This window comes from Pseudomonas citri, assembly GCF_025336485.1.
In the GTDB taxonomy this organism is placed as follows: domain Bacteria; phylum Pseudomonadota; class Gammaproteobacteria; order Pseudomonadales; family Pseudomonadaceae; genus Aquipseudomonas; species Aquipseudomonas citri.
The window spans coordinates 1-12,794 of the sequence record NZ_JAODAB010000020.1 but is presented as its reverse complement, the minus strand read 5'-3'; the positions used below and the strand labels follow the sequence as shown (position 1 = coordinate 12,794).

The 12,794-nt window shown below is 59.3% G+C and carries 12 protein-coding genes; 11 read left to right on the top strand and 1 reads right to left on the bottom strand.

All coding sequences use genetic code 11. The annotated features are described in order from the left end of the window. Positions 1-282 precede the first annotated feature (282 nt). The 5 genes from N4Q37_RS19925 to N4Q37_RS19905 all read left to right on the top strand — a co-directional run bounded on the left by N4Q37_RS19925 (position 283) and on the right by N4Q37_RS19905 (position 5,716). Positions 283-2,031: an ABC transporter permease gene (locus tag N4Q37_RS19925; RefSeq protein ID WP_260961277.1), complete on the top strand. Its 1,749-nt coding sequence runs from the start codon at positions 283-285 to the stop codon at positions 2,029-2,031. Between the two features lie 12 nt (positions 2,032-2,043). Continuing rightward, positions 2,044-3,348 carry an ABC transporter ATP-binding protein gene (locus tag N4Q37_RS19920; protein WP_260961276.1) on the top strand — a complete coding sequence of 435 codons (1,305 nt, stop codon included), beginning with the start codon at positions 2,044-2,046 and terminating at the stop codon, positions 3,346-3,348. 73 nt (positions 3,349-3,421) lie between these two features. Beyond that, positions 3,422-4,465 carry a sensor histidine kinase gene (locus N4Q37_RS19915; protein WP_260961275.1) on the top strand — a complete coding sequence of 348 codons (1,044 nt, stop codon included), beginning with the start codon at positions 3,422-3,424 and terminating at the stop codon, positions 4,463-4,465. After that, positions 4,452-5,081 carry a response regulator transcription factor gene (locus N4Q37_RS19910; RefSeq protein WP_260961274.1) on the top strand — a complete coding sequence of 210 codons (630 nt, stop codon included), beginning with the start codon at positions 4,452-4,454 and terminating at the stop codon, positions 5,079-5,081. The genes N4Q37_RS19915 and N4Q37_RS19910 overlap by 14 nt, the downstream gene beginning before the upstream one ends. 80 nt (positions 5,082-5,161) lie before the next feature. Continuing rightward, on the top strand, positions 5,162-5,716 hold the full coding sequence (locus tag N4Q37_RS19905) for a hypothetical protein (protein WP_260961273.1): 555 nt from the start codon (positions 5,162-5,164) through the stop codon (positions 5,714-5,716). A 107-nt stretch (positions 5,717-5,823) separates the two neighbouring features. Here N4Q37_RS19905 and N4Q37_RS19900 read toward each other — a convergent pair whose 3' ends face one another. Next, a complete protein-coding gene (locus tag N4Q37_RS19900) occupies positions 5,824-6,756 on the bottom strand; it encodes a LysR family transcriptional regulator (protein ID WP_260961272.1) in 933 nt (310 codons plus the stop codon). 109 nt (positions 6,757-6,865) lie between these two features. Here N4Q37_RS19900 and N4Q37_RS19895 point away from each other — a divergent pair, with 109 nt between their 5' ends. The 6 genes from N4Q37_RS19895 (at position 6,866) to N4Q37_RS19870 (ending at position 12,176) form a co-directional block, all read left to right on the top strand. After that, complete coding sequence (locus N4Q37_RS19895) at positions 6,866-7,951, top strand: TauD/TfdA family dioxygenase (RefSeq protein ID WP_260961271.1); 1,086 nt, start codon at positions 6,866-6,868, stop codon at positions 7,949-7,951. A 4-nt stretch (positions 7,952-7,955) separates the two neighbouring features. Then, positions 7,956-8,714 (top strand): sulfite exporter TauE/SafE family protein, encoded by a 759-nt coding sequence (locus N4Q37_RS19890; RefSeq protein WP_260961270.1) that lies wholly within the window; start codon positions 7,956-7,958, stop codon positions 8,712-8,714. Between the two features lie 16 nt (positions 8,715-8,730). Beyond that, positions 8,731-9,210 (top strand): YbaK/prolyl-tRNA synthetase associated domain-containing protein, encoded by a 480-nt coding sequence (locus tag N4Q37_RS19885; RefSeq protein ID WP_260961269.1) that lies wholly within the window; start codon positions 8,731-8,733, stop codon positions 9,208-9,210. A gap of 605 nt (positions 9,211-9,815) precedes the next feature. Continuing rightward, positions 9,816-10,088 (top strand): hypothetical protein, encoded by a 273-nt coding sequence (locus tag N4Q37_RS19880; protein WP_260961366.1) that lies wholly within the window; start codon positions 9,816-9,818, stop codon positions 10,086-10,088. Between the two features lie 313 nt (positions 10,089-10,401). Then, entirely contained in the window at positions 10,402-11,715 is a 1,314-nt protein-coding gene (locus N4Q37_RS19875) for an AAA family ATPase (protein WP_260961268.1), read from the top strand. Next, positions 11,715-12,176 (top strand): hypothetical protein, encoded by a 462-nt coding sequence (locus N4Q37_RS19870; protein ID WP_260961267.1) that lies wholly within the window; start codon positions 11,715-11,717, stop codon positions 12,174-12,176. Before N4Q37_RS19875 ends, N4Q37_RS19870 begins: the two co-directional genes overlap by 1 nt. Positions 12,177-12,794 lie beyond the last annotated feature (618 nt).

Here is a 12,794-nt window from a genome sequence, read left to right as displayed (position 1 = left end):
ATACCGCCGCGCACAGGTCCAACGGTAAATCCAAATACATCACCAAACCGCTTTTTGTGGCGAGGGAACTTGCTCCCTCGCCACAAAATACCTCTTAAACCTTTCCCGCCGATATACCAAAGTATATTTCCCCACCCCCAATCATCGTAGCCATCCCCCACCACAACGCCTAACCTTGCCAGGCATTCAACGCCGTCCATTACAACCGCCAAAACATCATGATCGCCAAGCATTGTCGGCGCGGTCGTCCCTTGGCCCTGAATAAAGTAAACCGAGGTGCTTATGCGTTCTTCATTCCCCGCACCTGCGTTTTCCCCCGTCAAGTACAAAGCCCAAGTGTCCAATGGTTCCTGGTGGGCCGATGTCGTGCTGCTGGGGTTGGTGGTACTCGTGGGGGGCTTGGTCTTTCATGGCCTCGATCAGATGAACCAGCCCTTGGGCGTGCTGGACTCATCGCCTTTGTCGCTGGACTTGATCCACCTGCCGGAATACACCCTGCGCACCACGTTGCGCATGTTCATCGCGTTGTTCGCCTCGTTCGTTTTCTCGTTGGTCGTTGCCACGTTGGCCGCGAAAAGTCGCAAGGCGGCCGTCGTGATCCTGCCTGCGCTGGACATTCTGCAATCCGTGCCAGTGCTGGGCTTTCTTACGTTTACCGTGGTGTTTTTCATGGGGCTGTTCCCTGGCAAGGAAACGGGTGTGGAGTGCGCGGCGATTTTTGCCATCTTCACCAGCCAGGTCTGGAACATGACCTTCAGCGTTTACCAATCATTGAAGACCGTGCCTCACGACCTCTATGACGTCAGCCGGCAATTTGGCTTTTCGCCCTGGCAGCGCTTCGTTCGGCTGGAGTTGCCCTTCGCCACGCCGGGGCTGGTGTGGAACATGATGATGTCGATGTCCGGCGGTTGGTTTTTCGTGGTGGCGTCCGAGGCCATTACGGTGGGCAATACCACCGTCAGTTTGCCGGGCATCGGCTCGTGGCTGGCCCTGGCGATCGAGCAGAAGAACATTGCGGCCATCGCCTGGGCGGTGTTGGCCATGGCGGTGGCGATCAAGCTCTACGACCTGTTGTTTTTCCGGCCGATCGTGGCCTGGGCGGACAAATTTCGCTTCGAGCAGACCGCCGCGCAGAAGCGTCCGCGCTCCAGGATCCATGACCTGTTGAGGTCGACTCGATTGGTGCCGTTGGTGTTGCTGGCATCGAGGGAGATCAAGTTCTCGTTACGCCTGGACAAACTGCCTGCGCTACCCCGTATCCGGTTTGAAACCAGTGCCCGCTTCAACCGTGCGATAGATCGGGCCTGGCTCGCCCTGGTCGCCGTCGCATGCACGGCCGGCATTCTCCAGTTGGCGCAGTTCATTGGCACCACCCTGGGCCTGGGCGACGTCGTCGACGCTTTTGGCCTGGGGCTGGCGACGATGTTGCGGGTCGCGGTGCTCATCGTCCTGGCGAGCCTGGTGTGGGTCCCCGTTGGCGTCTGGATCGGCCTGAACCCGCGCTGGGCCGAGCGCTTGCAACCCATCGCACAATGGCTGGCGGCGTTCCCGGCCAACGTGCTGTTTCCGTTCGCCGTGGTGGCCATCGTTGCGCTGAAGTTGAACCCGGACATCTGGCTCTCGCCGCTGATGATCCTGGGCACCCAGTGGTACATCCTGTTCAACGTGATTGCCGGGGCGAGCGCATTGCCGACCGATCTGCGGGAGGCAGCGCGCAGTTTCCATGTGCGCGGTTGGCAGTGGTGGCGCCAAGTCGCGCTGCCGGGCGTGTTTCCTTACTACGTCACCGGTGCCCTGACCGCCGCCGGCGGGTCGTGGAACGCCAGCATTGTCGCCGAGGCGGTTTCCTGGGGCGACCAACATGTGTACGCCTCCGGCCTGGGCGCCTACATCGCCCAGGCCACGGCGGCCGGGGATCTGCGGCGCGTGGCGCTGGGGGTCCTGGTCATGTCGATTTTTGTCGTGGGATTCAACCGCCTGCTATGGCGGCCCCTGTACGGTTTCGCCGAACGTCGGCTTCGCATTGATTGAGGGGTGAGCCCAATGAACGTCATGGAAAAACGTTGTCTGGTGGATGTCCAGCAACTGGGGCATGTCTACGGCACCGCGGGCGGCGCCGAGCGACGGGTGTTGGACAATGTCTGCATGCGCCTGGACGACGGCGAAGTGGTCGGGCTGCTGGGCCGTTCCGGGTCCGGCAAGTCGACCTTGCTGCGCTCGATTGCCGGCCTCATTTCGCCCAGTGTCGGCGAGGTGGATTTTCCCCTCGATGCGCAGGGCTTGCCGAGTTCGGTGCGCATGGTCTTCCAGAGCTTCGCCCTCTTCCCCTGGCTGACCGTGCTGCAAAACGTCGAGGTCGGCCTGGAGGCGCTGGGCGTGGCGGCACCGGAGCGGCGGCGTCGAGCCTTGGCCGCCATCGACCTGATCGGCCTGGACGGCTTCGAAAGCGCGTTCCCCAAGGAACTCTCGGGCGGCATGCGCCAACGCGTCGGCCTGGCGCGGGCGCTGGTCGTCGCCCCGGATGTGTTGTTGATGGACGAGCCCTTCTCGGCGCTGGACGTCCTCACCGCCGAAACCCTGCGCACCGACCTGCTGGAGCTATGGCGCGAAGGGTGCATGCCGATCAAGTCGATCCTGATGGTCACCCACAACATCGAAGAAGCGGTGCTGATGTGTGACCGCATCCTGATTTTTTCCTCCAACCCGGGGCGCATCCAACGCGAGATCACCGTGGACCTGCGCCAGCCACGCCATCGCTCGGACCCGGCCTTCCAAGCCCTGGTCGAGCACATTTATGTGCAGATGGCCGGCGGTGCCGATTCGGACTCGCCTCGCCAGGGCGTGTTTGCAGGCAGTGACGTCGGCATGGTCTTGCCGTCGATCTCCAGCAATGCCCTGGCCGGTTTGATCGAAGCCGTGCAGGAGCAGCCGTACCAAGGCCGCGCCGATCTGCGGGAACTCACCGGAGCATTGCGCTCCAGCGCCAGCGATCTTTTTCCGGTGGCCGAAGTGCTGCAACTCCTGCGCCTGGCCGAGATGCACGACGGCCACATCACCTTGCTGCCAGCCGGGCAACGCTACGCCCAGTCGGACGTCGACGCGCGCAAGCAGCTGTTTGCCCAGCAGTTGCTCAAGTACGTCCCGCTCGTGAGCCATGTGCGCCGGGTGCTCGATGACCGCCCTACCCGCACGGCGCCGGCCCGGCGTTTTCGTGATCAGCTGGAAGACTTCATGTCCGCGCACGACGCCGCCATGACCCTCGATTGCGCCACGCAATGGGGGCGCTACGCCGAGTTGTTCGCCTACGATGAAGTGGCGGACCTGTTCAGCCTGGACAATCCCTCGTGAGGCGATTCAAATGGCGTGATCCAGGCCGGGCCGACGAGCGCAACGAGATGAACATCCAGTGAGAAGCACTCAAGTGATTCTGCGGCTGATACCGCTGTTGGGGTTGGCGCTGGGCATCGCCGCGATCGACACCATCACCGACCTCGAAATCGCGGTCGGGGTGTTCCAGATCGTGGTGGTGCTGATCGCCGTGAGGATCCTGCCGGCGCGCGCGGTGGCGGGAATCTCGCTGTTCTGCATGGTCCTGACGATCCTGAGCTACCGGCTCACACGCTTCGGCGACACGGAAGCTGGGTTGGTCAACATGCTCATTAGCCTCGCCGCCATCGCCGGCACCACCTACCTGGCGCTGCGGCTGTCAGCGGCCATCAGTGCCGTGCACACAACCCGCGCCCACCTGGCCCACATCGCCCGGGTCAACATGCTCGGCGAACTGGCCGCCTCCATCGCCCACGAAGTCAACCAGCCCTTGGCGGCTGTCGCCACCAGTGGCGGCGCGTGCCTGCGCTGGCTGGCCACCGAACCGCCGAACCTGCCCAAGGCGCGCCAGGCCGTGGAACGCATCGTCGCCGACACCCATCGAGCCAGCGACATCATCGCCCGACTGCGCGGCATGGCCCGGCATCAAGCCCCGACGAAACAATGGCTGAACGTGACCGACACACTCAACGCCGCGCTGCGCCTGCTGGCCGGGGAACTCAGCGAACAGAACATCGCCGTGCACGCGCACGTCGAGGAAGGCTTGCCGCCGATGCTGGCCGATGACGTGCAAATCCAGCAGGTCATCCTCAACCTGGCGATGAACGCCATCGACGCCATGCGCCAAGTGGAGCCGGAGCGCCGGGTGCTGACCCTGCACGCCGGGCTGGACGGCACTCGCCAGTTGCTCTTCAGCATCGGCGACCAGGGCACCGGCCTCGCCCTCGGCGACCTGGAGCGGGTGTTCGATGCCTTCTACAGCACCAAACACGCCGGCATGGGCATGGGGTTGGCGATCTGCCGCTCCATCATCGAAGCCCATGACGGCCAGCTCTGGGCCTCGCACAATGCGCCCTCAGGCGCGATCTTCCACTTCACCCTGCCGGCCGTGACAAGAGAACCCGATGAGCGAAATTGACACCCAGGACCCCGTGGTCTACATCGTCGACGATGACCACTCCGTGCGAGCCTCGCTGCAAGACCTGCTGGCCTCCGTGGGCCTGGCGAGCCAGGCCTTCGGTTCCGCGCGCGAGTTCATGGCCGCCACGCTCGCGGATGCCCCGGCGTGTCTGATCCTGGATGTACGCATGCCAGGCCTGAGCGGGCTGGATTTCCAACAGGACATGGCCCGCTTGAACATCCGCGTCCCGGTGGTGTTCATCACCGCCCACGGCGACATTCCCATGTCCGTCAAAGCCATGAAGGCCGGCGCCCTGGAATTCTTGACCAAACCCTTCCGCGAACAAGACCTGCTCGACGCCATCAGCCTGGGCCTGAACCGCGACCGCGAACGACGCGCGGCAGAGGCACAAGTCGACGAATTGAAGCAACGCCATGCCGGTCTGACCGACGGCGAACGAGACGTGATGGACCTGGTGGTGTCGGGGCTGCTGAACAAACAAGTGGCGGCGCGACTGGGCCTGAGTGAAGTGACGGTCAAGGTGCGGCGCGGCGCCCTGATGCGCAAGATGAACGCCGATTCACTGGCCGCGCTGGTGAAAATGTCGGAACGGCTCAAGGCGGCAAATTCTTAGACAAACGAGCCTTGATCGCAGCTATGATGCCCTACGCCCCAAGACGGGCAGCGTTGCAGACAACCCTCAAGGACCCAGGTATGACTTCCCTGCCATCGCGCTCCAGCCTCTTCGTCTCCAGTCTCTTCATCTCCAACCTCTTGATCAGCCCCCTGTGCCTGGCCGAAGGCGAGCCCACCAGTAGCACCATCAAGGACTCGACCAAGGCCGCCGTCTCGACATTCGTCACCGCCGGCAAGAACCTCTTGGGCGGCGTCAGCGAAGGCGTGCTTGACGGCCGCGAATCGGCCCAGGGCACCGACGGCGCGGCGATCATCTCCTCCAACGAGCAAATGAAAGACCGCATCGCTGTCGAAGTGTTGAAGTTCGAACCCGGCGAGGAACGCGCCACCGTGACCCTGGGTTTTCGCAACAACACCGACACCCAACTGCGCCTGATCAACCTCAAGCAAACCGGCGCCCTGCTCGCCATCGACCAGGCCGGTTACGCCAACAACCTCATCAGCCTGGAAAACCCCGACGACGTCACCGTCCCGCCCAAAGCGGCCGTGCGGCAGAAGTTCGTGTTCGAAGGATCGGACGAAGCGGTCAGTTCCGTTCGGGTGTGGGGGCAGGATTACAAGGTCAAGAAATAGTGCGCGGGCGCAGGGCACAACCCCTGCGCCCGACACAAGATTCCCCCTGTGGGAGCAAGGCTTGCCCGCGATGACGTCGGCACATCCACTGTCGACGCACGCTGACCTCATATCAGTGCTGAACCGCGTTTACATTCGAGGCTTTCACCTAAGCCACGAATCATCTCCATCAATGCCTTCACCCGCAGCGGCAAATTTCCGGCCGGGTACACCGCGTGCATCTGTGGGCTCTCACCGCTGCTGGAGGTGAGCTTGTATTCAGGACAAACCCGGAGCAGGCGCCCCGCTTCCACTTCGGGCTCCGCCATCCAATCCGCCAAGCGGGCGATCCCGACACCCGCCAGGGCTGCCTGGAATACCGCCAGACCGGAGCTGAAACGAAATTTTGGATGAACCCGAAAGCTGATGGCCTGCTCCTCACTGCGAAAATTCCACTCCTTGAGAATCCGCGGCGCCGTATGCAGGATCAGCGAATGCGACTCCAGTGCGTCGATGGCGTCGGGCATGCCGTTCCGCTCCAGGTAGCCGGGGCTGGCATACAGATAACGGGAGTAACTCCAGAGCGCAAAGCCGATCAAGTCGCTGGATTGTGGAAACGCGCCGCGAATAGAGAAGTCCAGCTTGCTCTTGGCCGGGTCGATGATCTCATCGGTGAAAATCACATCGATGTTAACGTCTGGATAACGCTCGCAGTATTGCGCGATCAACCGGGGCAAAACCCCGTGTCCGAGAACCTCGGGGGCGGAAAAACGGATCCAGCCGGAGGCCAGGCCGCTGAGACCGGCCAGGTCTTCATCCACCTCACGTTGCAGGTCGAGCATTTTGTATGCGTGGGGCAATAAGCATTCACCCGCTTCGGTCAAGCTCACGGCATTGGACGAGCGATTGAACAACTTGAGCCCCACACTTTCCTCCAGGGCTTGAATGGCACGGGTCAATGCGCTGGGGGAGCGCCCCAGAGTCCGTGCGGCGGCGACGAAACTGCGCTTGCGAGCCACGGTCGCGAAAGCTTCAAGTTCCCCCAACATATTCAATGCCACTCTCCACCTCATTGCATTTTTCACAACGCGGCATTGCAACACAAAAAAGGCGCTTCCGTTAACCTTCCCGTCCAACCCACAAGGATGGGGCAAACAGGAGCGCAAGGACGTGTCGAAGCTGGATGAAGTAATCGGGAAAGCCACCGTTTGTGTTGATGAAGTAACTCATGAATGGCTGGGAAAAAAATCACTGGCTTCGACCCGACGGGAGATACCGCAAATTCATCTGTCGCTCGAAGAACAACGCACACTTCAGGCCGGCCTGGCATCGCTGGACGTGACCGATAGCGCCTCGGGTATCCGCCACATGCCGGTCCTGGGGCTGTTGCTGGAAAGTGTCCTGTGCGCCGAGAAAATCCAGCAGCTACGCAATTTTCCACAGGCCCGTGAAGTGGCGATGATCGTCAGGGGGCTGCCGCTGGACCCGCAACTGCCCGCCACGCCCTATGACCTGGAGCCGGGTATCGAGAACTTGTCGACTCTGGCCGGGGCTATTTTGTCCGTGCTGCAAACTCTGCAAACCCGTCCGCTGGCGTACGAGGGTGAAAGCAACGACACAGTGTTCCGTCACGTATCGCCCAAGCACAAGCGAGAGACCGAAAAGAGCTCCTATGGCTCGCGCGCGGATCTGGACATGCATGTCGACAACCCTCACCTGCCTTTGACCTGCGAACCCGTCTCGCAGTTGTCGGCCTGCCCGGAGTACCTGTCCCTGACCGGCCTGCGCTGCGAGCTCGACGTGCCGACGCGTATCGTCGCCATTGACGAGGTGCTGGCCATTCTGCCGGCCTGGGTCGAAGAAGAATTGTCACGACCGAACTTCACCGTTCGCCGACCAGCCTCCTTCGGCAAACAGGGGAATGTGCTGGAAAACGTCCCCTTGCTGTACCGAACCGCAACCGATGGCCTGTATTGCCGCTACAACAAAGCGAGTGTCGAAGCGACCTGCGCCGATGCGCAGTTTGCCCTCCAACTGTTCGCCGCCACCGCCAATCATCCCGATGTCGTGCACCACATACTGCTGCAACCAGGGGACATGCTGATCTTCAAGAACCAGCAAACCCTGCATGCCCGGGATGGTTTTACACCCCGCTACGACGGCCGTGATCGCTGGATGTTGCGTGTCTTCGGGGTCAATGATCCGGCACGCGTGGTACCGCTGGATCCTCATCAACCCTACATAGCCAGAGCCTGATTTCATGGTCGATATTGTCATCCTTTGCGTGTTCGCCTTCGCCGCCGGCCTGATCGATGCGGCGGTGGGCGGCGGCGGACTGATCCAGATTCCCGCGCTGTTCAACGTGCTACCCACCGCTCAACCGGCGGCGTTGCTGGGTACCAATAAGGTCGCGGCCGCCTGCGGCACCGCATTCGCGGCCCGGTCCTTCGTGCGCAAGGTGGTGATCGACTGGGGTCTTGTGATCCCCGCCGCCTGCGCGGCCTTTGTCATGTCCTTCTTCGGAGCCGCCACGGTGTCGTCCGTACCCCAGTCGATGATCCGGCCGGCGGTGTTGGTGTTGATTGTACTGATGGCGATCTACACCTTCTGGAAAAAAGATTTCGGCGCCCTGCACAAGCCCATGCGCATCGGTACCAAGGAAAAACTGCTGGCGATCGTCATCGGCGGCGCCATCGGTTTCTACGATGGTCTGTTCGGTCCCGGCACTGGCAGCTTCCTGATCTTCCTGTTCATTCGCTGCTTCGCCTTCGACTTTCTGCATGCCTCGGCATCGGCCAAGCTAGTGAACATCGCGACCAACGTAGCGGCACTGATATTCTTCATTCCGACAGGTAACGTGCTCTACCTGATCGCAATCCCCATGGCAGCATTCAACATCCTGGGCGCGCTCACTGGCACCTGGCTGGCGGTTCACAAAGGTGTGCCCTTTGTCCGGGCTCTATTTCTGGTGTTACTGGTGATCCTGATCAGCAAACTGTCTTACGACCTGTTCCTGTAAACCAGAGGAAAACTACATGCATCCCATGTTCGATCGCCTCGTGGCACTACTCGATGCCCGCTCAGCCGCCTACCGGGTGTTGATGCACGATGCCGAGGGCCAGTCGGCGCGCGTCGCCGAAATCCGTGGCACCGAGCCCGGCCAAGGCGCGAAGGCCATGCTTTGCTCCCTCAAGGGTCAGGCCGGACCCTATGCACTGGTGATACTGCCGGGCGACCAGAAGCTGGACATGAAGAAAGTCGGAGCGGCCCTGGGCGGGAAAAAAGCCGAGCTGGTGAAGGCCGAAACCGCCATGGAACTGACCGGGTGCCGGATCGGCGCCATCCCTCCTTTTGTTTTCGATGAGCGGATTCAATTGATCGTCGATCCGGCCTTGACCACAGGCTACGCCGAAATAGCCTTCAACGCGGGGCGGCTGGATGCGTCGATGGTGCTCGATACGCAGGATTATCTGGCGATTGCCATGCCTCGATTGCTAGATATCAGCCAGGCCTGAGCAGACGTTTTCACAGTCCCCTTTTTCCGACACAAGATTCCCACTGTGGGAGCAAGGCTGCCCGCGATGACGTCGGAACATCCACCCCACCGTCATCGCGAATTCAGGCCCGCTCTCACAGTGGTCGGGGATGGATGCAAGACGGATGAACACCTCGAAAAACCTGTGGAAGAGCCTGCTTACGATGGCCCTACCCATCAACATCCTCAATCCCCGCTGGGCGGCGAAGCCGACCTGAGCTTGACCTGTCGATGGTGTTGAATAAGTCGAGCCCGCCGTGTCAGACGTCTCCGGCAAAACAGAGGCGCGACTCCTACGACGGTTTAGGAAACTGTCACCTTCCCGCCTGATCCGCGAGCCCCCATAGTGATGTTCATCGCCCAGATGGCGATCAGGTTTGGCGACCTGGGTAATTGGATGCAAAAGTACTCCGTTTTTTGCGAAGGCTTTGGCACACTTGCACGGCTGCCTGTTTTGGCAGTTGTGCGTGGGAGACCTTCGGGTCTGCCGGTCTCCAATCCCGGCTCGCCAACCTGCGTACAACTGCCGCCCAATTGTTTGGCGACGATTGAATGGCTAAATCTCATTTGATTGGAGTTTTGAACATGGAAAGATATGTCCCCATCACAGGCATCGACTGTACCCCCGCGTCCCTGCTTATCGATACTCAAGCCCCCCTTGACGTCCTACATGCTACCGCCGATTACCGCATCCGCGTGGTGACACAGGTACTGGAGAATATTGCGTTTCGTTCTGAGATCAACAGCGATGCGGTGGTGCTTTCGGATTTTGCGCAGTTGCTGGTGATTCCGTTGCGGGATGGATGTGATTTGTTGGAGGTTATTGGGCGACGGCTTCAGGAGGACGTTGAGACTTGATAGGAAAACGGGCGTTCGGGACATCCGCTTTGGGTTGGAGGTTGGGAGTAGCATCGGGTTGCCCCCCCGTGTGCATGAGTGAAACCCAACCAGAAAACATCCTCGGCGTCATAGCCCTTCACGACCGCGCGCTCATGTTCGCTGAACCGGAGACGCACCAAGGCCGGGGTATCTCCGGCCATTTTGCTCACGTACTATGTCAGGATAAGTGGTTGATCAGCACCTAGAGTGATGCATGCCCAACGATTTTATCGACAACAAGGGCGACAGAGTGCGGAGAGTTATTAATGACGCGTGTACGAGCATTTAAAGTATGTTGACTTCAATTGAACTGAAAAACTTTAAGAGCTACGAAAGCGCTAGCCTGCCGCTGTCGGCCATGACTTTTTTGATCGGTGCCAATGCCTCAGGCAAAAGCAATGTGCTTGAGGCGATCCGACTTCTCAACTGGCTGGCCAAGGGAAGCCGTCTTGATGACATCACTCGCTCGATTCAAAGTGGAGACGCGGTCGTTCGAGGGCAAGCAAACGACCTGCTACGCGATCCTCAAGCCAGCTTCAGCCTCGGAGGTCGATTCGAGGGCATACCTCAAAGCTGGGACCATTTTGAGATCTCGATTGGCCTGATAGCCGATCAACTGGTCGTTACGGCAGAAAGCGTTGTGAAGCCGAACGAGGCAGTACCTTTGTATCAAATCGACGGTACTGCTAACCCACACACTGACGAAATCAGAGTGGCATACAACAACTTCAAGCGCGGCAAGAATAAACCCCATATCCCTTGCTCAAACCGACAAGCCATTTTTTATCAGCTTGAAACACCTGGTCGGTTCGAGTCGGGCCACCTTGAATCGCAACGCGTGATTCCAACCGTGACAAAAGCTTTACGCGAGACTCTGCGCAATGTCGTGTTCCTCGATCCGCGCCCCGCTCTGATGCGTGACTATGCGTATGTGAAAGACGACCTCATCAAAGAGGACGGGAGTAATCTTTCCGCTGTTCTCTACCGAATTTCCCAAACGTCGGAACAGAAGGCAAAGTTGCTTGCATTCATCAAGTCATTGCCTGAACAAGACATCACGGATATCGAGTTCATCAAAACTGATCGCAACGACGTAATGGTTCGGTTGGTGGAGTCCTTTGGGCAGAAAAGCAGAAAAATGGATGCCCCCCTGCTCTCTGACGGTACGCTCCGCGTTCTGGCTATCGGTGCAGCGCTACTGACGGCTCCTGCGGGGGCACTCGTAGTCATCGAAGAAATCGACAATGGCGTTCACCCTAGCAGGGCGGAAACCCTGGTAAAGCAACTTCAAGCCATCGCCGCCGAAAGAGAACTACGAGTTCTATTAACCTCGCACAACCCGGCGCTCATGGACGCATTGCCTGACAGCGCGTTGGCTGACGTGGTGGCGTGCTATCGCGACCCGGAAGAAGGCGACAGCCGCTTGGTACGCCTGGGCGACTTGGAGCGATACCCGGAGTTGGTGGCACAAGGTCCGCTAGGACAGCTCATGACTCGACGGGTCCTGGATCGTTTTTTAAAAGACACTACCACCGAGGAACAGCGTAAGGCGCTAGCGCTGGATTGGTTGGCCGGGCTTCGGCAGAGCTCACAAGGAGGGGCGTAATGACAGCAGTTTGTTTGATCGATACCTCCATTTTCGTAGAAATCCTTAATGTGCCCGTGAAAGCCCAGCGACATCTTGAAACGCTCCAAGAGCTAGGGCAGCGCATACAAGCGGGCGAATCCTTTTTCCTCCCAATGGCGACCATACTCGAAACGGGTAATCACATCGGACAGAACGGCGACGGCGGTACGAGACGCAACTGCGCAGAACGATTCGTTCAGCAGGTTGATGCGGCGTTAGCGGGACGTTCCCCATTCAAGGCCATCAGCTTCTTGCAGGAGGATGAGATGCGCGCTTGGCTGGCGGAATTTCCAATGCACGCAACACATGGCAGTGGGCTTGGTGACCTGTCCATCATTCATGACTGGCAACGTCTTTGCTTGCTGAATAAGGCGAGACGTGTCTATATCTGGTCTGCTGATAAGCACCTTAATGCGTATGACCGAGCAGCTCGGCTGTGATACTCATGGCGAGTTCAACAGCTACTAAGCAGCTGAAATGTTAGATCCGTCTCCTTTTAAATCAAGCCACTGGACAATTGCTTGCATTTCGGCAGTTCAACAGTCACGAACATCCACTACTGACATTCGGCGGTTTCCTATTATTCATAATCGCTTCGTACATTCTGCGAACTAGGAAGACTACTGGAACATGTTTCGCTGTCCCGATAGTACGTCCAAGCCGTGTAATGCTCCCCATCTGTGGCATATGAATCCACCTCAACAGCCCCCCTTGGCAGATCCTTCGTTTCCACCTGATGCCCCGCGCTTTGCTCATCACGAATTCGATCAGCAGGAGATTTGCTGGAAATACAACGACGATGATTATAGTCGTGAGCATACCAACTACGCTTATGCTCGACAGCCGCTGTCGTAGCAGGTGATGTACTTTCAATTGGATGGTCGTTCGGCATTGCACGACTGAAAACACCTGTCCGAGTCCCGGTTAGCTTAGCGTTCTCGCAGATATTCTTACTGCGGAACCAGAATTGGCTGAGCGTCCTGGAGGGTGTCAGAAATTTTGTGTTCGGGCATAACATGAGTAAGAGGTGCATGTATGCCAACCAAAAAGAAACCGCT

Coding starts and splice junctions, on each gene's coding strand:
- N4Q37_RS19875 (WP_260961268.1), top strand. CDS start 10,402: ATGTTGACTTCAATTGAACTGAAAAACTTTAAGAGCTACGAAAGCGCT.
- N4Q37_RS19870 (WP_260961267.1), top strand. CDS start 11,715: ATGACAGCAGTTTGTTTGATCGATACCTCCATTTTCGTAGAAATCCTT.
- N4Q37_RS19910 (WP_260961274.1), top strand. CDS start 4,452: ATGAGCGAAATTGACACCCAGGACCCCGTGGTCTACATCGTCGACGAT.
- N4Q37_RS19920 (WP_260961276.1), top strand. CDS start 2,044: ATGAACGTCATGGAAAAACGTTGTCTGGTGGATGTCCAGCAACTGGGG.
- N4Q37_RS19925 (WP_260961277.1), top strand. CDS start 283: ATGCGTTCTTCATTCCCCGCACCTGCGTTTTCCCCCGTCAAGTACAAA.
- N4Q37_RS19890 (WP_260961270.1), top strand. CDS start 7,956: ATGGTCGATATTGTCATCCTTTGCGTGTTCGCCTTCGCCGCCGGCCTG.
- N4Q37_RS19880 (WP_260961366.1), top strand. CDS start 9,816: ATGGAAAGATATGTCCCCATCACAGGCATCGACTGTACCCCCGCGTCC.
- N4Q37_RS19885 (WP_260961269.1), top strand. CDS start 8,731: ATGCATCCCATGTTCGATCGCCTCGTGGCACTACTCGATGCCCGCTCA.
- N4Q37_RS19905 (WP_260961273.1), top strand. CDS start 5,162: ATGACTTCCCTGCCATCGCGCTCCAGCCTCTTCGTCTCCAGTCTCTTC.